The sequence below is a fragment of the Gilliamella sp. N-G2 genome (genome assembly GCF_002142215.1).
GTDB lineage: Bacteria > Pseudomonadota > Gammaproteobacteria > Enterobacterales > Orbaceae > Gilliamella.
Map to the genome: position 1 here is coordinate 1 of NZ_NAST01000018.1, position 22,334 is coordinate 22,334.

At 36.0% G+C, this 22,334-nt stretch carries 18 protein-coding genes; 8 read left to right on the forward strand and 10 right to left on the reverse strand.

Features of this window, described 5'->3' with window-relative positions:
* The coding region (locus B6C99_RS09150) for a hypothetical protein (protein ID WP_216819445.1) at positions 1 to 1,109 on the forward strand (1,109 nt) is incomplete at its 5' end.
* 574 nt (positions 1,110 to 1,683) lie between these two features.
* Here B6C99_RS09150 and B6C99_RS09155 read toward each other — a convergent pair.
* From B6C99_RS09155 to B6C99_RS09165, 3 genes are all read right to left on the reverse strand, one after another.
* Positions 1,684 to 2,208: an MltR family transcriptional regulator gene (locus B6C99_RS09155; RefSeq protein WP_086359549.1), complete on the reverse strand. Its 525-nt coding sequence runs from the start codon at positions 2,206 to 2,208 to the stop codon at positions 1,684 to 1,686.
* Positions 2,209 to 2,214: 6 nt separating this feature from the next.
* Positions 2,215 to 3,375 carry a mannitol-1-phosphate 5-dehydrogenase gene (locus B6C99_RS09160; RefSeq protein WP_086359550.1) on the reverse strand — a complete coding sequence of 387 codons (1,161 nt, stop codon included), beginning with the start codon at positions 3,373 to 3,375 and terminating at the stop codon, positions 2,215 to 2,217.
* Positions 3,376 to 3,451: 76 nt separating this feature from the next.
* Positions 3,452 to 5,320 carry a PTS mannitol transporter subunit IICBA gene (locus tag B6C99_RS09165; RefSeq protein ID WP_086359551.1) on the reverse strand — a complete coding sequence of 623 codons (1,869 nt, stop codon included), beginning with the start codon at positions 5,318 to 5,320 and terminating at the stop codon, positions 3,452 to 3,454.
* A 398-nt stretch (positions 5,321 to 5,718) separates the two neighbouring features.
* On the opposite strand from B6C99_RS09165, the gene B6C99_RS09170 reads away from it, so the two are divergent.
* On the forward strand, positions 5,719 to 6,027 hold the full coding sequence (locus B6C99_RS09170; protein WP_086359552.1) for a hypothetical protein: 309 nt from the start codon (positions 5,719 to 5,721) through the stop codon (positions 6,025 to 6,027).
* A gap of 378 nt (positions 6,028 to 6,405) precedes the next feature.
* Here B6C99_RS09170 and glmS read toward each other — a convergent pair whose 3' ends face one another.
* From glmS to B6C99_RS09185, 3 genes are all read right to left on the reverse strand, one after another.
* Entirely contained in the window at positions 6,406 to 8,238 is a 1,833-nt protein-coding gene (glmS, locus tag B6C99_RS09175; RefSeq protein WP_086359553.1) for a glutamine--fructose-6-phosphate transaminase (isomerizing), read from the reverse strand.
* Between the two features lie 3 nt (positions 8,239 to 8,241).
* Positions 8,242 to 9,624 (reverse strand): bifunctional UDP-N-acetylglucosamine diphosphorylase/glucosamine-1-phosphate N-acetyltransferase GlmU, encoded by a 1,383-nt coding sequence (gene glmU, locus B6C99_RS09180; RefSeq protein ID WP_086359554.1) that lies wholly within the window; start codon positions 9,622 to 9,624, stop codon positions 8,242 to 8,244.
* Between the two features lie 139 nt (positions 9,625 to 9,763).
* A complete protein-coding gene (locus B6C99_RS09185) occupies positions 9,764 to 11,080 on the reverse strand; it encodes an MFS transporter (RefSeq protein WP_086359555.1) in 1,317 nt (438 codons plus the stop codon).
* Between the two features lie 482 nt (positions 11,081 to 11,562).
* Between B6C99_RS09185 and B6C99_RS09190 the strand changes: the two genes are divergently transcribed.
* From B6C99_RS09190 to B6C99_RS09205, 4 genes are all read left to right on the forward strand, one after another.
* Positions 11,563 to 12,939 (forward strand): MFS transporter, encoded by a 1,377-nt coding sequence (locus B6C99_RS09190; protein ID WP_086359556.1) that lies wholly within the window; start codon positions 11,563 to 11,565, stop codon positions 12,937 to 12,939.
* 20 nt (positions 12,940 to 12,959) lie between these two features.
* Positions 12,960 to 14,036 carry a zinc-binding dehydrogenase gene (locus B6C99_RS09195; RefSeq protein WP_086359557.1) on the forward strand — a complete coding sequence of 359 codons (1,077 nt, stop codon included), beginning with the start codon at positions 12,960 to 12,962 and terminating at the stop codon, positions 14,034 to 14,036.
* Between the two features lie 17 nt (positions 14,037 to 14,053).
* Positions 14,054 to 14,893: a ketose-bisphosphate aldolase gene (locus B6C99_RS09200; RefSeq protein ID WP_086359558.1), complete on the forward strand. Its 840-nt coding sequence runs from the start codon at positions 14,054 to 14,056 to the stop codon at positions 14,891 to 14,893.
* Between the two features lie 164 nt (positions 14,894 to 15,057).
* Positions 15,058 to 15,816: a DeoR/GlpR family DNA-binding transcription regulator gene (locus B6C99_RS09205; RefSeq protein WP_086359559.1), complete on the forward strand. Its 759-nt coding sequence runs from the start codon at positions 15,058 to 15,060 to the stop codon at positions 15,814 to 15,816.
* A 141-nt stretch (positions 15,817 to 15,957) separates the two neighbouring features.
* Here B6C99_RS09205 and B6C99_RS09210 read toward each other — a convergent pair whose 3' ends face one another.
* The 3 genes from B6C99_RS09210 to B6C99_RS09220 are packed head-to-tail and all read right to left on the reverse strand — an operon-like array spanning position 15,958 to position 18,966.
* Complete coding sequence (locus B6C99_RS09210; RefSeq protein WP_086359560.1) at positions 15,958 to 16,938, reverse strand: aldo/keto reductase; 981 nt, start codon at positions 16,936 to 16,938, stop codon at positions 15,958 to 15,960.
* Positions 16,931 to 17,908 (reverse strand): carbohydrate kinase family protein, encoded by a 978-nt coding sequence (locus B6C99_RS09215; protein ID WP_086359561.1) that lies wholly within the window; start codon positions 17,906 to 17,908, stop codon positions 16,931 to 16,933. Before B6C99_RS09215 ends, B6C99_RS09210 begins: the two co-directional genes overlap by 8 nt.
* A gap of 14 nt (positions 17,909 to 17,922) precedes the next feature.
* A complete protein-coding gene (locus B6C99_RS09220; protein WP_086359562.1) occupies positions 17,923 to 18,966 on the reverse strand; it encodes an NAD(P)-dependent alcohol dehydrogenase in 1,044 nt (347 codons plus the stop codon).
* A 429-nt stretch (positions 18,967 to 19,395) separates the two neighbouring features.
* On the opposite strand from B6C99_RS09220, the gene hemG reads away from it, so the two are divergent.
* Positions 19,396 to 19,935 carry a menaquinone-dependent protoporphyrinogen IX dehydrogenase gene (hemG, locus tag B6C99_RS09225; RefSeq protein ID WP_086359563.1) on the forward strand — a complete coding sequence of 180 codons (540 nt, stop codon included), beginning with the start codon at positions 19,396 to 19,398 and terminating at the stop codon, positions 19,933 to 19,935.
* Positions 19,936 to 20,082: 147 nt separating this feature from the next.
* Positions 20,083 to 21,906 (forward strand): ribosome-dependent GTPase TypA, encoded by a 1,824-nt coding sequence (gene typA, locus B6C99_RS09230; RefSeq protein WP_086359564.1) that lies wholly within the window; start codon positions 20,083 to 20,085, stop codon positions 21,904 to 21,906.
* A 38-nt stretch (positions 21,907 to 21,944) separates the two neighbouring features.
* Here the strand turns inward: typA and B6C99_RS09235 are convergent, their stop codons facing one another.
* Positions 21,945 to 22,331 carry an RnfABCDGE type electron transport complex subunit B gene (locus B6C99_RS09235; protein WP_086359565.1) on the reverse strand — a complete coding sequence of 129 codons (387 nt, stop codon included), beginning with the start codon at positions 22,329 to 22,331 and terminating at the stop codon, positions 21,945 to 21,947.
* Positions 22,332 to 22,334 lie beyond the last annotated feature (3 nt).

Sequence of the window (22,334 nt, forward strand, 5' to 3'; positions counted from 1 at the left end):
AGTTTAAGGTAGCACTATTGGATTTAGATGTGCAGAGCAATTATCAGGATGCTGATGGAGATAAAATAAGGGAAGCACAACCATTTAAAACAAAAACGACGTACGCTTGGCAAGATAATGAAGGAAAAGAAATAAAAGAAGACAAAGCGGAAACGATAATAGGGTGTGGAAGTGGTTATTCAATGCCACTAACCTTGACGATAAAGACGTTAGTAAATACGTATTCAGAACATGGGATCCCTAATGAGAGTGATTCGGTTGAGTTGATAAAAAGTTATAAGATAGCGGCAAAATCTGAATTGTGTTATGCCAAACCTAATTCAACTATTGTTTATCCTGAAGCTCAATGGCTCAGCTATAATAGTGATGGCAGTGGAGAAGATTGGAATGATATCAATCGAACAAGCAGACATGTTGTACATGGTGGAGGGTTTACCGCAGATTATGTTCCAGATATGGGCTTTAAAGCGAAACCAACCGTTTCAAGATTAACATTTCCCACTAGTGGATTTCCGGGAGCGAAGTTTCAGTTAGTCATGACAGGCGCTCAAAGTGATTATAGATTTACAATTATTAATAATCCTGGCGGGCAAGCAAGAATAGATGAAAATCAAGGTTTTGTAACTTTGAAAGGTAAACCAACAGGCTCTATAACAGTACAAGCAACGTTGATAAGGGATCCAAAAGTTATTCATCAATATACATTTAATCCGACGAGTTTTATTTGGTTGGAGCCTCAAGGAACCAACTATGTAACTTTTGATGATGCAAAAAATATATGTGGTGGTATACAAAACTTACCAACTTTAAGCATGTTTACTAATTCACCACAAAATAATATTGACAAAAATATTGATTGGCACTATTTCCCCAATACATTTACTCGTGCTATAGGTCAAGGTCTTTTTGCTGAGTGGGGGTATACTGATTATAATGCTTATCCTGATTCTGATTGGGGTAAGTTTATTCAAGCAAAAGATGGTAAAGCGTACTATTGGACTTCCAATGATCACTATAATGAAAATGTTATGTTCGTTGGTGATGCAAGAGCAGGAAACGTGAATGCATATCCGAAGTATTCGAAGCTTCTTGTAGCATGTAAAAGGTAATATCTTAATGGTATTTTTAAAGAAAAAATTTGAGATTATTAAGAAATAAAACTTAATAAACTTTATAAGTTTCAAACAAAAATTTCGTCTTAGGGCGTGAGCGACCTAAGACGAAATTTTTAGGTTAAAAAATAGACTGATTTTATTTTTAGATCAACTTTTATAATCAATATTATTGGTCAATTAATCTTAGAGGTTGTTTGAAATTTATATCAGTTTGTGAAATTTTAAATAATTTTATTCATAAATTATATAGAAATATTTAAATACTATTTTAAGAGATTAGTACAGTTATAATCTAAATGATTCAAATCAACAAAAATAGAATTTTTGATGTTGGTTTAACAGATATTTTCTAATTCTTTTATGACCTTTTAGGCGTTGTAACAAACAGTATTTTTGATACATAATTTTAAATCATCATAATTTTATTTATTTCTTCATTAACTACAAGAATAAAACATTATTTTCTTATATAACTTAAAAAGAACAAAATATGACCTCTTGCTTTTATTATCATAACTAAACTTTAATAATCTAATTAGTAGAATGGTTTAGAGAATTATTCAATTTTCTATTTATTCACAATTCGTAAAGTTAAGTCGGTGATTGAGATGATTAGTGCTGAACGGATCACCTGTTGATGACGGTTTTGGTACAAGGATGATTTTAATGTGTCGACAATACCATTGTCTTGATTGGGTGGATAGTTCCAGTTAGGAGGAACTATCATATCGTGTAACAAACTGATTGGGCCTAAGATTTCATCATCTAGATAGGTGTAGTTTTTGCCATCTTGTTCTAGCTCGTCTAAAATTGCCATTAACAATTCAATGTCTTCATAATCTTCACGTGTGATAATCCCCAGAGCATAGAGTAATTTCAAGCAGACCGAGGTGTCATTAAGCGGGCCATTTTTACCGATTAATGACGGGATGACAAACTTACTTGCATGGGGATCTTTACGAAAAACTTTTAGAATTAGTTGATTCACGCTGTCATTAATTAGTTTGATAGCAACCCTCAGCAAGCCATGTATATCGGCTTGCTGATTGAGTTTTTCCAGTATGGTGTCTTCTGCTAATGTCTGCTTTGGCATTGTCACTTAAAATTGATGATTTTGCATAGCAGTATAAAGTTGTTCTATTTGGCTAACAACTGGATTATCACTTTCAATTTCAGAAATATTACAAAATGCTTGTTTTAAGCTGCTTTTAGCAATTTGATTTGCTAAATCGATAGCTTGTTCGTCGTCATTATTGCGATAGTTAAGCGCTGCAGCAATACCAATAAGTAAATTTTGGTTACCAAGTTGATATTCAAAGGTGCCCAATAATGGTTTAATTAAACGATCGCCCCGGCCTAATTTGCGTAGTGGTTGACGACCTACTCGGGCAGTATCATCGTGGAGATAAGGATTTTCAAAACGGCTTAGGATTTTTTCAATATATGCTTGATGTTTGACAGGATCAAAATGATAGCGTTTGATTAACACTTGACCACTTTCTTCCATAGCGCCACGAACAATTTTACGAATTTTATCATTTAAGATCGCATCACGGATGGTAGCAATATTATTGTAGAAACCTAAATAAGCTGTAATAGCATGTCCAGTATTTAGGGTAAATAATTTACGCTCCACAAAGGCCATCAGGTTATCAACAGACTCCATACCTTTGATTTGCGGGATCGCGCCAATAAATTGGGTTTTATCGACAATCCATTCCGAGAAAGTTTCAACCGTCACCTCTAATATATCGCCTGTTTTAGACGTTGCTGGTGGTACGATACGGTCAACGGCTGAATCAACAAAGCCAATATGCTCATTAACCCATTGATGTAGATCATCAGGTAAATATTTAACAATTTCTTGTTTAAACTGGCTAGTGCCGCGCACCATGTTTTCACAAGCAATAATATTGAGTGGAGCATTGTTACCTGATGCATGGCGGGCGATAATACCTTGTGCAACACTTTGCGCAATACGAGCTAAAATTTGAGGACCCACCGCAGTTGTAACCAGATCGACCTTGGCAATGTAATCACTGACTTTAGGCGAGGTGCTGTTGATGGCATCAACATTCTTAACAATTTCGCTCACCGATTGTTCACCGACCACATTGACTGGATATTGATGACGACTCGCTAGTTCATCAATCACTTGTTGATTAACATCAGCGAAGGTGACATGTACACCTGCATCAGATAATAGTTTACCAATAAAACCACGGCCGATATTGCCGGCGCCAAAATGTAATGCTTGCATAATAAAACCCTTAATCTCAAATCATTTTTAATATGTTAGACTACTTCCTAGCTAATCAGGAAGTAGTTAAGTTGTATTAGCTTAATATTGCTAAAACTTCTTGAATATTATTAGTGGTAGCCAATTTTGCAATAATCTTTTCGTCATCAAGTGCATTGGTTAATTTAGCGATAACATCAAGATGTTCATTGTTGCGAGCGGCAATACCAATTACAATTTTAGCTTTGTCCTGCTCCTCTTCACCAAATTGTACACCTGCTGGGTATTGGCAAAATACGATACCGGTATTAATGACATCATCCTTAGCCTCAATTGTGCCATGTGGAACTGCAATTGATTCGCCTAAGTAAGTGGAAGTCAGACGTTCACGTTCTAACATGGCTTCGACATAAGTCGGTTTCACATAACCTTTTTCAACCAATTTTTGACCTGCAAAGCGAATAGCTTCTTCTTTAGTTTGTGCGGTTAGACCTAAAAAGATATTTGTTTCATTCAATTTAAATAACGGTTGTTGGCTGTCTGTTTTTGATAGCGTAGTGGGCGCGACCTCTTGACCTCTTGCCTTGATTAAATCATTCACCAATTGATTATATAAATCACTATCTAAAAAGTTAGTTAATGAGATATGATAAGCGTTGGGCGCATATTGTTTAGCACGTGCAGTTAAGTCTTTGTGGGTGATGATGATATCAGCATCTGTTGGCAAATTATTAATCGCTAGATTGGTCACATTAATATCTAAATGAGTATCTTCTATTTTTTTACGTAATACGCCGGCGCCCATCGCACTTGAACCCATGCCGGCATCACAAGCAACGATAATTTTTTTCACCTTAGTAAGGTCTAGTTTACCGTTGGTTACTCCTTTAGCTTCGTTTTTCATGTTAGAAACATCAGATTTGGCATCTTCAAAGCTTTTATCAGCATTTTTAGTTGTTTTTAACAAAATCGCAGAACTAATGAAAGTCACTGCTGCTGCCGCGATGACGGATGCGCTTACACCAAGAAGCGAATCTTTTGGTGTAACAGCAAGTACAGCAATGATAGAACCTGGTGAAGCAGGTGAACTTAAACCTGCACCAAAAATAGTCAATGTAAATACGCCTGTCATACCACCACAGATCATAGCAATGATCAAACGAGGATTCATTAATACATATGGGAAGTAAATTTCGTGAATACCTCCAAAGAAGTGAATAATTGCCGCACCACTGGCCGATCCTTTTGCAGCACCTTTTCCAAAAAACATATAAGCAAGTAATAAACCCAACCCAGGACCAGGGTTTGCTTCAATTAAAAAGAAAATCGATTGAGTGTGTTCCGCGGCTTGTTGAATACCTAGTGGTGAAAATACGCCGTGGTTAATTGCATTATTTAAAAATAGGATTTTTGCCGGTTCAACAATAACAGAGGTTAATGGTAGTAAATTATGTTGAACCATGAAGTCAACACCACTAGCAAGTACATTTGATGCAACAACTACTGATGGGCCTATAGCAAAGAATGATAATAAAGCAAGTAACATACCAATAATGCCAGCAGAAAAGTTATTCACTAACATTTCAAACCCACTTTTGATTTTACCGTCAATCACTTTATCGAATTGCTTACTGACCCAACCACCAAGAGGGCCGACTATCATGGCACCTAAGAACATTGGAATGGCAGAACCAACAACGACACCCATAGTGGTAATTGCTCCCACAACGGCACCGCGTTCACCGTGAACAAGTTTGCCACCGGTATAACCGATTAATAATGGTAGTAAATAAGTGATCATTGGGCTTACTAATTTTGCTACTGTTTCATTTGGGTACCATCCGGTAGGAATAAAGATAGCGGTTATAAATCCCCAAGCAATAAATGCGCCTATATTTGGCATCACCATGTTGCTTAAAAATCGCCCAAAATTTTGGACTTTTAGTTTAATGTTTGATGTTGTCATACTAATCTTTCCTTATTGATTGACATAATCATTATGCAACTATTGTAGAAGTATTTAGTTAGTAGATTCATCAAAAATAATCAAAAAATGTGATAAACATCACACTGTTAAAAGTGGCGTATTTTCTTGTTTTGTGATTTAGATCACATTTCCGCCTTGGGTAACCACAAGAATGGGGTAATTGGCCGTTGTATGAGTGAATTGGTGGCTATCAGAGTAAAGTAAAGGTAAAAATGATAATTTATTGATACGTTACCAGCATTTAATTGCATTATTGTGAATAGTTTTATCTCAGATTAAAATTTGTTATTATTTGCAGGCTTTGGCTTGATATTAATTTTATAATAAATTATTTAATCAGTAGATTTTAATTAAGCATCTTTTTGAATAGAGGTAAAATGAAAGCACTATCAATTGTTGGATTAATTTTCGCTATAATATCTATTTTTATTCCTATATTTGGTATATTTATCGCCATGTTATGTAGTTTATTAGCATTAATTACATTCGTTAAGCAACCAACTATTTCTGGTGCTATTTTTGGTATTAATATCATTAACACAGCATTTTTGTCTCCAGTATTAGCTTCTGCAGCCGCAAATTCAGGAATTGGTACTTATCTATTTTTTGTTAAATATCATGTAGTATTGATGTTTGTTGCCTTTATTTTATATTTAATTTTCCGCAAAAAAAACAGTGCGGCATAGTCTCTGGTTAGACTGAAAAATCAATTTGCTGAATAACCCTATGAGTTTATAAATTTTATTAAATAATAGTTAGTAAAAGTTAATAGTCATTCTATTTTTATCAATCCAATTTAATAAAGTTTAATTAATTATTTTATTGATATTTAAATATTGTTTATAGTTGCTATCAAAATTATAAAAAATAGTTGAGACATTTTAGATGAAAGGAGGCAATAAAGTTAAGATAGCTATTTAAACAACTAGCAATTCATTAGTAAGAGAAGCTATGCAAATATTTTTATAAACTATAAATGCTTGTTATGAGGTTTTAATAAGTAAATGTGAGAACTTTTTCCTAAAGATCCTATTAAAGCAAGCCCTCACATTTAATCTAATAAATTACTCCACTGTTACTGATTTTGCTAGGTTACGTGGTTGATCGACATCGGTACCTTTAATTAGGGCAACATGGTAAGCAAGTAATTGTGTCGGTACGGTGTAGTAGATTGGTGCAGTGAGTTCTTCAATATGTGGTAAATCGATAATATGCATAGTATCGTCACTGACAAAACCTGCATCTTGCTCGGCAAACACATAAAGTTGGCCACCACGGGCACGCACTTCTTCAATATTGGCTTTGAGTTTTTCGAGTAAGTCATTGGTTGGCGCCATTACAATCACTGGCATATCGGCATCAATTAACGCTAAAGGACCATGTTTTAATTCACCAGCGGCGTAAGCTTCGGCATGAATATATGAGATCTCTTTTAATTTTAATGACGCTTCCATAGCGATTGGGTACTCGTCGCCACGGCCTAAAAATAGTGCATGGTGTTTATTGACAAAGTGACCTGCAAGTTTTTTGATTATAGGTTCTGCCATTAACACTTGTTCAATGCGGTTTGGTAAGGTTTGCAGGGCATGGACGATCGCTTGTTCGGTGATTTCGGCCATATTATTAAGTCGCCCTAATTTGGCCACTAAAAGTAATAATACTGTCAATTGGGTGGTAAAAGCTTTGGTTGAAGCAACGCCAATTTCAACGCCAGCTTTGGTCAATAACACCAAATCCGCTTCACGCACCAGAGTCGAGGCCGCCACATTACAGACAGCAAGGGTACTTAGGTAATTATTCTCTTTTGCTAAGCGTAATGCCGCAAGGGTATCTGCCGTTTCACCTGATTGTGATAGGGTGATAAATAAACTGTTTTTACGACGCGCGGGTTTTCGATAGCGGAATTCTGAGGCGATTTCAACGTCACAAGGAATACCGGCCAAGGCTTCAAACCAATAACGAGCCACCATACCAGCATTATAAGCGGTACCACAAGCAACGATTTGCACATGTTCAACTTGTTTGAGAATATTTTCAGCATCGATGCCAAGTTCAGATAAATCCACTTTGCCATGCGCCATTCGGCCTTCAAGAGTATTTTTGATGGCATTAGGTTGTTCGTAAATCTCTTTCTGCATGTAGTGACTAAAGCCGGCTTTACTGCCTGCGTCATATTTAGCATCAGACTCAATACAAGGGCGATCGACTTCTTGATAATTTTTGTCAAAAATAGTTACTGTGCGATGGGTGACTAATGCAATATCACCTTCCTCTAAAAAGATAAATTGCCGAGTAACCGGTAATAACGCTAACTGATCTGAGGCAATAAAGTTTTCGCCAACACCACAACCAATTACTAATGGGCTACCTGATCGGGCTGCAACTAAAATGTCTGGATTGCGAGTATCCATTACCACTGTGCCATAAGCACCGCGTAATTGTGGGATTGCTTTTTGTACCGCTTCAAACAGTGAGCAATCTTCGGTTGTAATAATATCGTGAATTAAGTGAGCAATAACTTCAGTATCGGTTTCTGAACGAAATTGGTAGCCTTTTGCGATGAGTGTTTCACGTAGGGGTTCAAAATTTTCGATAATGCCATTATGAACTACGGCAATAAAGCCCGATACATGTGGGTGCGCATTGTGTTCGACTGGTTCGCCGTGCGTTGCCCAGCGAGTATGCGCAATCCCTGTTGATCCTTTGATCGGATGCTCGTCTAGTGCATCTTTAAGCGCCTTTACTTTTCCGACACGTCTTACTCGCTGTAATTCACCAGTAGGTGAGATAATTGCCAGTCCAGCAGAATCATAACCACGATATTCTAATCGTTTTAACCCTTCTAATAATATTTCTGCCACATCACGCTTGGCGATAGCACCGACAATACCACACATTATTTATTCCTCTTTAAATTTAGTTGGTCTTTTCCAACCAGCAAGTTGTTTCTGTTTTACGCGACTAATTACAAGTTCATTTTCATTGACATCATTGGTTACCGTTGTCCCCGCGGCAATGGTTGCCCCTTTACCAATTTTGACAGGTGCAATAAGTTGGCTGTCAGAACCGACAAACACGTCATCGGCAATCACGGTTTTAAATTTGTTGGCACCATCATAGTTACAGGTAATTGTGCCGGCGCCGATGTTGACGTTACTCCCAATTTCACTATCACCTAAATAACTTAGATGACCTGCTTTGCTGGCCTTACCGAGATGAGCTTTTTTCAATTCGACAAAGTTACCTACATGAGCATGATCATCAAGTTTGCTACCTGGTCGTATACGGGCAAAAGGGCCGATAGTACAATACTCGGCAATGACTGAATCTTCAATTACAGTGTAAGGACTAATTTCGCTGTTATCAGCAATGGTGCAGTTTTTCAAAATAGAGCCGGCACCGATAAAGACATTATTTCCTAATGTAACCTCACCTTGGATAATCACGTTAGTATCAATTGTGACATCCTTGCCATGGGTTAACTTACCGCGTAAATCAAAGCGTGCTGGATCAAGTAACGTAACGCCAGCAAGTAAAAGTTGCTCGGCTTGATGCTGTTGATAATGGCGCTCTAAGGTTGCTAACTGCAAGCGGTTGTTAACACCTTCAACTTCGAATTGTTTTATTGGGTGTGAAGTCAAAATTTCATAACCATCTTGGTAAGCAAATGCGATAATATCGGTTAAATAGAACTCTTTTTGCGCATTGTGATTGGTTAAGCGCGATAGCCACTGTTTAAGTAATTTGCCAGTTACAAGCATGATACCAGTATTAATTTCAGTAATTTTTTGCTGTTCAGCATTGGCATCTTTTTGTTCAACAATAGCCACAACTTTACCGTCTTTACGTTCGATTCGACCATAACCAGTTGGATCATCTAAAATCACCGTCAATAAGGCAATGCCTTCTTGTGGCTTACTGGCGATAAGATTTTGCAAGGTTTCAATTGAGATAAGTGGCGTATCACCATATAAAATCAAGATATCTTCATCATCTTGAATAAAAGGAATAGCTTGTTGAACAGCATGTCCTGTACCCAACTGTTCAGCTTGATAAACCAGTTGAACAGGTTGATCTTGTAGCGATTTTTCCAACTCGCTTTTGCCATGACCATAAACAATATTGATGCGATCAGTATTAAGTTGTTGAACTGTATCAATAACATGTTGTAACATCGGCTTACCGCCGATTTTTTGTAAAACTTTAGGTAGGTTGGAATACATCCGTGTGCCTTTTCCTGCCGCCAAAATAATTGCACTACGTTTTGGAGGTGAAATTGCCATAATCAGTTCCGGTCTGGTTAAATAAAGCTAATACTATAATCAAAGTTTTTCACAAAATCACCCCGAAATTGTTAATTTTTATCATAAAAAAAGTTTTACGATTATCTATTCCGCTAATCTTTGCGCTGAAACTTCATTATTAAATTGACTCTAGGCTTTTGTTATAAGTCTCAATACCCAAACTATAGACAGCTATAGCCTGTATGCATAACAAAATAGCGATCAACGAGGTTACCATTAATATACCGCCATAGTTATACAGCAAGACGACAAAGAATGGCATGATAATTGAGGATATACGACCACAGATGACGCAAATTGCTGATAACCGCATTCTAACATCGGTTGGAAAAAGTTCAGGGATATAACCAGCTTGGATTACTGAAACCAAATAATAGATTAACGAAAAGGTAACAAAACCACAAAGTGTAGCATATAATTGTGATGAACTAAGTGCGTATAAAATCCCTGATAATGCTGCAAGTAATGAACCTAAGATTATTGCCGGTTTTCGTCCTATTTTGTCAGTTAAACAATAGGCAAAAACTGCTCCGGTTGGTCCCCCTAAGGTCATAAGTACAGTGATAGTTAGTGATACATTAGCCGATATTCCTTGACTTACCATTAATGACGGTAGCCAAGCGACAAAACCATAAATAGAAATACTTTGTACTACCATCATTAGTGACCCTAAAAATATTCGTTTGCGAAAACGTGGCTCAAAAATACTTATTTTGGGTTTGATATATAAACTTGAGTGGTTATCAGTATTGGGTATCGGTAAATTACCTTGGTAATACTTATTTTCAATATTGCTGACAATGATTTCCGCTTCTTGTTTTCGTCCTTTTCTACTTAACCATCGAGGTGATTCAGGTAGTTGCTTGCGAGCTATATATACTAATAATCCACCAAGACCAGCAATCACAAACATTGTTCGCCAGCCGGCTAATGGAATGATTAGCCAACTAGTAAAGGTAACAAAAAATAGACCAAATTGACCAATAAATGACATAAGAGCCCCCCAACGACCACGGTGGGTAGGCGGAATAAATTCACTCAGTAAACCATAACCGACGACAATTTCAGCGCCTAACCCAATACCGGTTAAAAATCTAAAGAAAATTAACCAATACATATCTGGTGTCAAAGCACAGGCAATTGATGCAAAACCAAATATCAGCAAATTAATTTGATAGGTAGATTTTCGTCCATGTTTATCACCAAGGTATCCAGCCATAATTGAGCCGAGTAACATGCCTAATGAAGTTCCAGATAAAAAACAGGCATTTAAATGTAATGTAGACCAGTTTTCTTCGATTAAAATACTTAAAACTGAATTAGCCAGATAATTATCAAAACCGTCAAAAAACATTCCTCCACCAATAATAATCAGTAAATTTCGATGAAAAGAACTGATTGGGAGTCGATCAAGTCGTGCTGCTAAATTACTCATTATTACTCCAAATCATTTAATTTTTAAAAAGATAAAATACTATTGCAACTGTCAATATTTCTATGCTTTTGCTAATTCGTTTCACTCATAGCAATAAATATTAAGTAATCATTAATATCCCTAATGATTAATCAAAATGATAATGTAATATTCCAAGAAAAAATGATTAATTCAAACAGAAAATCTTTTTTATGTGCGCTGTTTCACAAAATTTGCAGAATGTTATTGGTGTGATAAATCAATACATATGTTTTTTTTATTTTTTGGTTATTTGCATAATTAAATGATTATAATTAAATTTTATTTAATTGGGTTGTTCAAAAACAACAATGTTACAATTCAACATTAAATCTTTGAATAAAAGAATTTATATTGACTTTAAAAAATAATGGTGTCATATTTTGTCTGTTTTCAAAAAAGGTGATTGTTAATTAATAAGTAATCGTTTGGTTGTTTGGCTTAATTGAATAAGGTTGGAAGCAATGAATGAGATAACAAAGCCCTATTGTGGGGCAAGATTAGATAGGTTACCAACAAGCAAAAATCAATGGAAAATTTTTGGTTTAGTCGCTTTTGGTTTGTTGGTTAGTTGGAGTAATGCAATTGGTGGTTTAATGCTCGCCCAATTGCAAGAAATTGGTTGGACAAACAATAACATTACCGCGATCTTTTCGTCGCTAACTACAGCTGGTATGTTTTTTGGTGCTTTTATCGGCGGGATTATTGGTGATAGGATTGGCAGAAGAAAAAGCTACCTGCTTTTTGTCTTTATCCATATTATTTCGATGGTTATTGGTGCTATGTCACCTAATATGACGTTTTTAATTGTCTGTCGATTTGTTATGGGATTTGCCCTCGGTGCCTTACTAGTAACATTATTTGCCGGTTTTACTGAATATGTTCCTAGTAAAACAAGGGGAACATGGTCTGCACGTGCTTCGTTTATAGGAAATTGGTCTTATCCTGTTTGTTCATTAATTGCCATGGCTATTACTCCGGCTATCGCCCCGGAAATGAATTGGCGTATACAGCTTTTAGTTCCCGCTTTTTTATCGACTATACTCTTTTGGGTTACCTATCGTCATTTTCCTGAATCGCCTCGATGGCTTGAATCTCAAGGTAGATATGCCGAAGCTGAAAAAATAGTTTCAGATATTGAAAAACGTGTTATTGCCGAAACAGGTGAACCATTACCACCATATGAGAAACTGGATAATGCTAAAGAAACCAATATCTCCTATTCACAACTGTTTCAAGGGGAATTATTAAAACGTGTCATTTTAGGATCATTTGTTCTTATCGCAATGAATGTCGTGCAGTACACCCTAATTAATTGGCTACCAACCATCTTCTTGAAACAAGGTATCAATTTAAAAGATTCAGTTTTATTAAATACGATGAGTATGTTTGGTGCACCAATTGGCATATTTATTGCGATGTTCATTATTGACAAAATTCCAAGAAAAATCATGGGTATTGGTCTATTAATTATTATTGCTGTCTTAGGCTATATATATTCATTACAAAGCGATATGACAACAATATCTATCTTGGGATTTTTCTTAATTACCTTCGTTTATATGTATGTGTGTTATGCATCAGCAGTTTATGTGCCAGAAATATGGCCAACAGCTGCAAAAATGCGTGGTGCAGGACTTGCCAATGCTGTCGGGCGAGTGAGTGGCATCATTGCACCATATGGCGTTGCCTATTTTTTAAATACTTCAGGCGTTGTTGGCGTGTTCTTACTGCTTGGTGGCGTGGCTATTGCTACCGCGTTAATCATTGCCATTGTTGGTATTGAGACGAGGAGCGCATCCGTTGAGGATATTGGTAATATTGTTAAAAAAGAGAGTTAATTTAATCTGGAGAGTGAACTATGAAAGCGTTAGCAAGATATGGAAAAGAGTTTGGTGGATATCGTTTAATTGATGTTCCTGAGCCGGTTTGTGGTGATGAAGATATTGTCATTGAAGTTAAAGCCGCAGCTATTTGTGGTGCTGATATGAAACATTTTCGTGTTGAAAATGGTTCTGATGAATTTAATTCCATCAGAGGTCATGAATTTGCAGGGAAGATCGTCAAAGTTGGTAGCAAAGTGACTGATTGGCATGTTGGGCAAAGGATAGTCTCTGATAATTCTGGACATGTTTGTGGTAAATGTCCGGCTTGTGATAAGGGCGATTTTTTAACCTGCAAAGAAAAAGTAAATCTTGGTCTTGATAATAACCGTTGGGGAGGTGGGTTTTCAAAATATTGTTTAATCCCCGGTGAAATTCTAAGAATTCATAAACATGCAATTTGGGAAATCCCTGAAAATTTAGATTATGAAGAAGCTTGTGTACTTGACCCAATCTGTAATGCTTATAAAGCAATTGCTCAACGTTCAAGTTTTTTACCGGGCAACGATGTGGTAGTTATTGGTACTGGTCCTTTGGGATTGTTTTCTGTGCAGATGGCAAAGCTAATGGGCGCGGTAAATATTGTCATGGTCGGGCTTGAAGAAGATACTAAGAAACGTTTTGCAGTAGCTAAACAACTTGGTGCAACGCATTTAGTCAATGGTTCTAAAGAAGATGTTGTAAAACGATGCCAGGAAATATGTGGCGTAGATAATTTAGGTCTAGTGTTGGAGTGTTCAGGCGCCAATATCGCACTTAAACAGTCAATTGATATGCTTAGACCGAATGGTGAAGTGGTTCGAATCGGTATGGGTTTCAAACCTTTTAATTATCCAATTAATGATATTACGTCATGGGCAATAAGTATTATTGGACATATGGCTTATGATTCAACCACCTGGCGTAACGCTATTAGATTATTAGCAGATGGAAAAATTAAAGTTAAACCAATGATAACACACAGATTTGGACTATCTGAATGGGAAAAAGGTTTTGAGTTAATGGCAAACAAAGAAGCGATTAAAGTAATTTTGACTTATGACTTTAATGACTAAAACGAATAGGAGATAACATGTTAGCAAATATAAAATATTGGGAAGAATTTGCACAAAAGAACGGTTTTGCTATTCCACATTTTAATGTATGGAATGCCGAAATGCTAATGGGCGTTATTGATGCCGCTGAAGAAACTAAAGCGCCAATTATTATCTCTTTTGGTACAGGTTTTATCGGTAATACTATATTTGAAGAGTTCGCACCAATGATGGTTTCGATGGCTAAAAATGCCTCTGTTCCAGTTATCACTCATTGGGATCATGGACGAAGTATGGAGATTGTTCAAAATGCCTATAATTATGGTATGAATTCGGTTATGCGAGATGCTTCTGCTTGCCCATTTGAAGAGAACATTAAACTAACCAAAGAAGTTGTTGATTATTTTCATCCGTTAGGTGTACCTGTTGAAGCTGAATTAGGGCATGTGGGGAATGAAACTATTTATGAAGAAGCGTTATCGGGTTATCATTATACCGAGCCTTCACAAGCGGCAGAATTTGTTGATAGAACACAGTGTGATTCTTTGGCGGTCGCTATTGGTAATGTGCATGGGGTTTATTCTTCAGAACCTAAAATTGCTTTTGATGTTCTTGAAAAAGTAAGAAATGCTGTTGATATTCCAATTGTTCTTCATGGAGCATCAGGGATTGCCGATCATGATATCAAAACTTCAATATCTTTAGGTATTTCGAAAATCAATATTCATACGGAACTTTGTTTGGCTGCGATGGATGCGATTCGAAAAAATGTTAATGCATCCTTCCTTGAGCTTGAAAGAAGTGTTCGAGCCGCAGTAAAAAATAGAGCGATTGAAAAAATCACACTATTTGGTGCTGAAGGCAAAAGCCCGCAATAATGGCTAACCACCCAAAAACTATAGAAGTGTTAGTTTCTATAGTTTTTGATTTAAAAAATGAATTTATTTATTTTTTTCACAGAATAACGTTGTAGAAGTAACTTTTTTTTCTGCAAAAAAATATGATATTATGCAATGAAATCCAAAATTCAGAGCTAAATACTATGAAAGGAACAAATCGATTAGCAACTATTAGGCAATTATTACTTAATGAAAAAAAAGTATTAGTGTCTGATTTAAGCCAAAAGTTTTCAGTCACCGAAGAGACAATAAGAAGAGATTTAGAAAAACTTGAAGCTGAAAATTTTGCGACTAGAACTTATGGCGGTGCAGTATTTAATGGGGAAGAGATTGTATCCAATATCCCATTCTATAAAAGAGCTGAAAAGAATTTTGAGCAAAAACAAAATATCGCAATTAAAACTGTACAACTGCTTAAAAACCGGTCAACCATATCGGCTGATTCTAGTTCGACCGTAATGGAAACCTTAAAATTATTAAAAGATCGCAATGATTTGACTATTGTTACTAATTCGACTGAAGCATTGCGTGAACTTATGCTGTCATCGGTGAATATTTTGTCTACTGGCGGTATGTTTAATAAGCAATCACTTTCACTACAAGGCACATTAGCTGAGCAATCGATTTGCAACTATAATGTAGATACCGCCGTTATTAGTTGTAAAGGATTAGACATTGCTACAGGTATTACCGATTCCAACGAAGATGAAGCTAAATTAAAAATGCGCATGATCTCACAAGCTACTGAAGTGATACTACTTGCAGATTCATCAAAATTTAACAAAAAAGCATTTGTTCATTTAACCAATCTATCTAATATTACCACCATTATTACGGATAAAGAGCCGAGTAAAGAGTGGATTACCTATCTCAAAACTAACCAGATAGAGTTAATATATTAATTATTGAGTTTGATAAGTTAGAGAGCAAATAGCGTTATTTTCTGTTTTAACTTATGGTAAATAACTATCAATATAACCTACTAAATTAATTTGATTATCTTAACTTAGTAGGTTTATTCGTCAGCTGAATGAGCCTTGTTTTTATGAAATATCTTCGGCTAGTTTTCTAATATAATTTTTATCTTGTTCGGATAAGTTTATATCTGTCGCTTTGCTGTTTTCATCTAATTCAGCTTTAGTGGTGGAACCACTAAGCACATTAATATTATCACCTTGCGCAAGTATCCAAGCGATAGCAAGATTGGCGATACTACAGTTATATTTTTCACATAATGGTTTCCATTTATTCATCATATCAATTGCATTAGATAGATTTTTAGGTTCAAACCACTTTTTTCCAAATCTTGCTGTACCTTTAGGGGCAATATAATCTTTTTCAATGGCACCAGTTAAAATGCCCATTTCTAAAGGGGAATAAGCTTGTAGAGTAATATCATGTTTCTTACACAAAGGTAACAGCTCTTTCTCAACTTGCCTATCTAATACACTGTATTTTGCTTGGACAATATCTAATTGACCATATTTTAGATATTCTTTGACATGATTGATATCTACATTGGCTGCACCGATTGCCTTTATTTTGCCTTCTGCTTTCAATTCATTTAACACTGCAACGGTTTCTGAAATTGGTGTAAAAAAAGGTTCAACTGATTGCCAATGAGTCATATAAACATCAATATAATCAGTTTGTAATCGTTTTAAACTGCTCTCAACTTCTAATCTAATTGATTTTTTTGATAAATTTTTAAATAGAGAGCGTTCGCCAACTTTATTAAAAAAACTTCCTTCTCGTTCCCATGTAATACCACATTTGGTAATAATGATGTATTTGTCGCGTATTCCTTTAATTGCTTCGCCAACAATTGACTCACTATTGCCAAAATTATAAGCTGGAGCGGTATCTAAAAAATTTATATTTTTTTCAAGTGCATATCTAATTGTTTCTATTGAAGCTTGTTTATTATCTTGATTGCCAAAAGCGGGACCCCCACCAATTGCCCATGTTCCTAAGCCAATTCTTGATATATCAAGTCCAGTTTTACCTAATTTCATTTTATTCACAACTCACTCTCCCATTACTTTTTTCATAAATTGCAATCATCTCTTCTACTTGTTTACGACTTTTTACGCCGGTTGTTGCCCCTAGTGACTCAATTGATACTGAAGCTACTGCATTACCAAATACCGCACACTCTTCAATTGATTGTCCTCTTAATAAGGCAGAAATAAATCCAGATGCAAAATTATCGCCTGCACCGATAGTATCAATTTTGACGCCTTTAGGTTTTTTGAATGCTGGGGCAATTTTGCTTAGATGTTGGTTTTTAATGTAACAACCTTTTTTTCCAATTTTGATAAGGACGTTCTTTACCCCTAATGCAATGAAAGTATCCGCAATCTCACGCAGTTCTGTTTTCCCTGTGAGCTCAGATGCTTCATCATAATTGGGGAAGAAGTAATCAATATAACTTAATGCTTCAGCTATATCGTTTAAACCTTCACCTAACCGACTCTTAACCATATCAGCGCAAATAATCATATGTTCAGATTTTGCTTTTTTGAAAATTGAAACTAATGCGTGATTATCCAATTTAGGATTATTGAAAATACTTGCTAAAGATAAGATTTTTGCTTGTTTGATATTAGCCAGTTCAATGTCTTGTAAGGACATCTTCCAAAGACTACCATTTCTATTGGTGACAAAAGTTCGCTCACCATCTTCCTGAACCAAGCCTACATTTATAGATGTGGTGATATCTTCTCGGGTTATTAAATTGTCTGTAATAATATTATTTTGTTGGGCAAAATCTTTAATAAATTTACCTGCAACATCATTACCAACCATCGCAAATAATGATACTTTGTGACCAAGTCTTGTAATAATTGTTGCTTCATTTATTGCATCTCCGCCTATCGTCATTGATATATTATCAACTGGATAAGAAACATTTTTAAAGATATGTTCACCTACCGGATATAAAGGTAAATCAACAATTGCTGCACCAATACAAATCACCTCAACATTGCTCATTTCCGAACTCCTTTTTAATCAGCTACTTTGATTACGCCTTTAATTAACTCTTTTTTGTTGTTAACTGAAAATTCAAAGGCCTTCTGAGTATCTTGGTAATTGAAAAAACGATCGGCAATTGAATCTACGTCAAAGTCTCCATTAGCGATAGAATCTATGGTTGCCGGGAAATCATTGGCATATCTGAAAACAGTTTGAATGGTGACTTCACGATTAATTTTCAAAAATTCAACAGGAACACCACCTGCAATAGAACCAACGATTAGAATTTTTCCTCGGCGTTTAACAACTTCTAAAGCTTTTTCCGCAGTGAAAATTGAACCAGCAGTTTCTAGTACCACATCAGCACCATATTCACCAACAATACTTTTAACTTTCTCGGTTAATTGCGGATCGTTACCTTTGAGGGTTGCAGTGGCACCTAGTTCAATGGCTTTAGTTAACCGATTGTCTAAGATGTCGATCATTACAATTTTTGCCGCGCCTTTCAATTTGCATGCTTGTAGTGTCATCAGACCAATACAGCCAGCACCTAAAATCACAACGGTTTTACCTAATAAATCTCCGGCCATTTTAGCTGCATGAATACCTACTGCCGCAGGTTCAACAAGTGCACCTTCTATTAGTGACATGTTTTCAGGAAGATGGAAGGTCATTGCTTCAGGATGGGTTAAATAGTTAGTAAGTGCGCCACGATAATTGGGCTGAGTAGCCATAAAGTCAACATTAGGACAGACATTGTAATGACCAGATAAACAAAACTCACAGGTATAACAAGGTACGCCAGGTTCTATACATACTCGTTGTCCCACCTTGAATTTTCTAACATTTTTACCAATTTTTTTTATAATTCCTGAACATTCATGCCCCAAACCAATAACTTGATTTGGGTCTTTAGGTGGAATATAGGGGCCGTGTTCAAATCCATGAACATCTGAACCGCAGATACCTACATATTTTACTTCAATTAAAACTTCATCATCTTTAGGGGTAGGCATTTGCGTCTCTTTGATAACCATTTTTCCCGGTTTTTCCAATATTGCGACAGTATTTTTCATAAGATATCTCCAGATGTATAAATAGTTTTTTGTTGTGCTTAATGTCTATAACAGACAATAAATTGATGCTAAAAAGATTAAAACACAGATTTATTCTTTATAATAAAGATATGAATTTGGTATTTCAAACTTTTTTTCTGTGAATTGCTAGCTATATCACAAAATTCTATCAACCAATTCCATCTCGATTACTCTTGGTTTAACCAAAAAAGCCGTCATTTCTTTTTAAAAAATAAAAAAGTAAAATTAACGCATTCGTTTTTCTGTTTTAATATTGGTATATAATATGTTGTTATTTTTATTTCTTAATTTGTCTATTGCGAAGCATAGGTTTATGTGAAATCAACTTGGCAATAGCTTTTAAGACAAATTTTAGGCGACAATCCGTTGTCCTCGGGTACATTTATAAACGCTAATAGGAAACGTAAAATGAAGGCCTTACTGCTTTACACCACTCACGAAAAGCAAACCTTTAAAATCATTCAACGAATAAAAACAGAACTTGCCGGTAAATGTGATTGTGATTTGATTGAGTTACTACCAGATAGCCACATAGATCTTACTAATTACCAAGCGGTATTAATTGGTTGTTCTATTCGCTATGGTTTTTATAGTAAAACCATGAAAAAATTTATTGATGCTAACTATCTGCAATTAAACACACTTAAATCTGGCTTTTTTGGCGTAAATGTGGTGGCAAGAAAATCGAATAAAAATACACCTGAAACCAATTTATACACCAAAAAATTTCTCGCTAAAATTGCATGGCAACCAACTATTAAAGCGGTATTTGCTGGCGCGCTTTATTATCCAAAATATAATTGGTTTGACCGTAATATGATTCGATTCATTATGTGGCTAGGTAAAGGTGATACAGACGTGACTAAAGAGGTAATTGAATATACAAATTGGGCTAAAGTCGATGAATTCGCCGAGCAATTTGTCGCACTTATTGATTCTCAGTCTTAGTATTTTGCTAAAATAAGGCACTATTTTCGTTAAATATCAAGTCTTAAACTTCTTTTTTAGAAACTTTGTGATATATATCAACTTTTTTACTAAAAAGGTGTACAATATCGCGCCTAAAGAACCTGTCTCCTAACTGGGATTTTAATTGTGATTGAAAATTTAAGAAATATTGCCATTATTGCACACGTTGACCATGGTAAAACAACTTTGGTTGATAAACTATTGAAACAGTCTGGTACGCTTGATAATTTGCGTGGCGATGACAACGAAAGAATAATGGATTCTAATGCGCTTGAAAAAGAGCGTGGTATTACTATTTTAGCTAAAAATACTGCTATTAATTGGAATGGTTACCGAATTAATATCGTGGATACTCCGGGCCATGCTGATTTTGGTGGTGAAGTTGAACGTGTAATGTCAATGGTTGACTCAGTACTATTGCTTGTTGATGCAATGGATGGACCAATGCCACAAACACGTTTTGTAACGCAAAAAGCGTTTGCTTATGGTCTAAAACCAATTGTAGTAATCAATAAGGTTGACCGTCCGGGTGCTCGCCCTGATTGGGTTGTCGATCAAGTATTCGACTTATTTGTTAATCTTGGTGCAACTGATGAACAACTTGACTTCCCAATTGTTTATGCATCGGCTTTAATGGGGATTGCTGGTCTTGATCATGAAGACATGGCGCAAGATATGACACCATTATTTGAAGCGATAGTTGAACATGTAGAGCCACCAAAAGTGGATTTAGATGGACCATTCCAAATGCAAATTTCGCAACTTGATTATAACAATTACGTTGGTGTTATTGGGATTGGGCGTATCAAACGTGGTCGCGTTAAACCAAATCAACAAGTCACTATTGTTGATAGTGAAGGTAACAAACGCACCGGCAAAGTTGGTCAAGTATTAGGTCATTTAGGCTTACAACGTTATGAAGCAGAAGTTGCCGAAGCTGGGGATATTATTGCTATCACAGGTTTAGGTGAACTTGGTATCTCAGATACAATTTGTGATAACAGCTGTGTTGAAGCATTACCAGCATTAAGTGTTGATGAACCAACTGTAACCATGTTCTTTAATGTTAATAGCTCACCATTTGCTGGTAAAGAAGGTAAATATGTCACTTCTCGACAAATCCTTGAACGCTTAAATAAAGAACTCGTGCATAACGTGGCATTACGCGTTGAAGAAACCCCGGATCCGGATGCATTTAAAGTTTCAGGTCGTGGTGAGTTGCACTTATCTGTTCTTATCGAAAATATGCGTCGTGAAGGTTATGAGCTTGGCGTATCTCGTCCTAAAGTTATCTATAGAGAAATCGATGGTAAAAAGCAAGAACCTTTCGAACAAGTGACTTTAGATATCGAAGAACAGCACCAAGGTTCAGTGATGGAAGCCTTAGGTTTACGTAAAGGTGATTTAACCAACATGCTACCTGATGGTAAAGGTCGCGTACGTTTAGATTATGTGATCCCTAGCCGTGGTCTTATCGGTTTCAGAACTGAATTTATGACTATGACATCCGGTACAGGTTTACTTTACTCAACATTTAGCCATTACGATGATGTACGTCCGGGTGAAATTGGCCAGCGTAACAATGGGGTAATGATATCAAACGGCACTGGTAAAGCGTTAGCTTATGCACTGTATAGTTTACAAGATCGTGGTAAATTATTCCTTGGTCATGGTGCTGAAGTATACGAAGGGCAAATTATTGGTATTCATACACGCTCAAATGATTTAACTGTTAACTGTTTAACTGGTAAAAAATTAACTAACATGCGTGCATCGGGTACTGATGAAGCGACTACGCTTTCACCACCGGTTAAAATGACGTTAGAACAAGCATTAGAATTTATTGATGATGATGAATTAGTAGAAGTTACACCATTATCTGTACGTTTGCGTAAACGTCATTTAACTGAAAATGATCGTAAACGTGCATTTAGAAGTAATAAAGAGTAATACTTTTAATGGTCTAAAATAAAGAAAATAAAACCTCGCTAATTAGCGAGGTTTTTTTTGGCTTTAACTCGGGCGATGGCGTCGGCAATCGATTGTTTGCGATCTTTCTGTGTAGTCGCACTACTTGTCGACATCGACCTAGGAAATAAAATAGTAGGTGGAACTAACTGATTACGACTTAAGCGTTGTTGTTTCTTCTCGGTTAACAGTAACTCTTCTTGTTCACTTAGGGCAACGCCAAGGGTACTTAATGTAATACAGTCAGTTGGACAGGTATTAATACAATTACTACAAGAGGTGCAGAACTGTGGTAATATCGTATGGAGCACCTGTTTGCTACCAACAATAGCATCAGTAGGGCAAACGCGAATACATTTACCACAACCAATACAATTTTCTTCATCAATAAAAGCTTTATATTGCATAAT

What these genes read in the sequence shown, in the direction of transcription:
- B6C99_RS09155 (WP_086359549.1), bottom strand. Translation starts at nt 2,208, where the DNA reads ATGCCAAAGCAGACATTAGCAGAAGACACCATACTGGAAAAACTCAAT.
- B6C99_RS09160 (WP_086359550.1), bottom strand. Translation starts at nt 3,375, where the DNA reads ATGCAAGCATTACATTTTGGCGCCGGCAATATCGGCCGTGGTTTTATT.
- B6C99_RS09165 (WP_086359551.1), bottom strand. Translation starts at nt 5,320, where the DNA reads ATGACAACATCAAACATTAAACTAAAAGTCCAAAATTTTGGGCGATTT.
- B6C99_RS09170 (WP_086359552.1), top strand. Translation starts at nt 5,719, where the DNA reads ATGAAAGCACTATCAATTGTTGGATTAATTTTCGCTATAATATCTATT.
- glmS (WP_086359553.1), bottom strand. Translation starts at nt 8,238, where the DNA reads ATGTGTGGTATTGTCGGTGCTATCGCCAAGCGTGATGTGGCAGAAATA.
- glmU (WP_086359554.1), bottom strand. Translation starts at nt 9,624, where the DNA reads ATGGCAATTTCACCTCCAAAACGTAGTGCAATTATTTTGGCGGCAGGA.
- B6C99_RS09185 (WP_086359555.1), bottom strand. Translation starts at nt 11,080, where the DNA reads ATGAGTAATTTAGCAGCACGACTTGATCGACTCCCAATCAGTTCTTTT.
- B6C99_RS09190 (WP_086359556.1), top strand. Translation starts at nt 11,563, where the DNA reads ATGAATGAGATAACAAAGCCCTATTGTGGGGCAAGATTAGATAGGTTA.
- B6C99_RS09195 (WP_086359557.1), top strand. Translation starts at nt 12,960, where the DNA reads ATGAAAGCGTTAGCAAGATATGGAAAAGAGTTTGGTGGATATCGTTTA.
- B6C99_RS09200 (WP_086359558.1), top strand. Translation starts at nt 14,054, where the DNA reads ATGTTAGCAAATATAAAATATTGGGAAGAATTTGCACAAAAGAACGGT.
- B6C99_RS09205 (WP_086359559.1), top strand. Translation starts at nt 15,058, where the DNA reads ATGAAAGGAACAAATCGATTAGCAACTATTAGGCAATTATTACTTAAT.
- B6C99_RS09215 (WP_086359561.1), bottom strand. Translation starts at nt 17,908, where the DNA reads ATGAGCAATGTTGAGGTGATTTGTATTGGTGCAGCAATTGTTGATTTA.
- B6C99_RS09220 (WP_086359562.1), bottom strand. Translation starts at nt 18,966, where the DNA reads ATGAAAAATACTGTCGCAATATTGGAAAAACCGGGAAAAATGGTTATC.
- hemG (WP_086359563.1), top strand. Translation starts at nt 19,396, where the DNA reads ATGAAGGCCTTACTGCTTTACACCACTCACGAAAAGCAAACCTTTAAA.
- B6C99_RS09235 (WP_086359565.1), bottom strand. Translation starts at nt 22,331, where the DNA reads ATGCAATATAAAGCTTTTATTGATGAAGAAAATTGTATTGGTTGTGGT.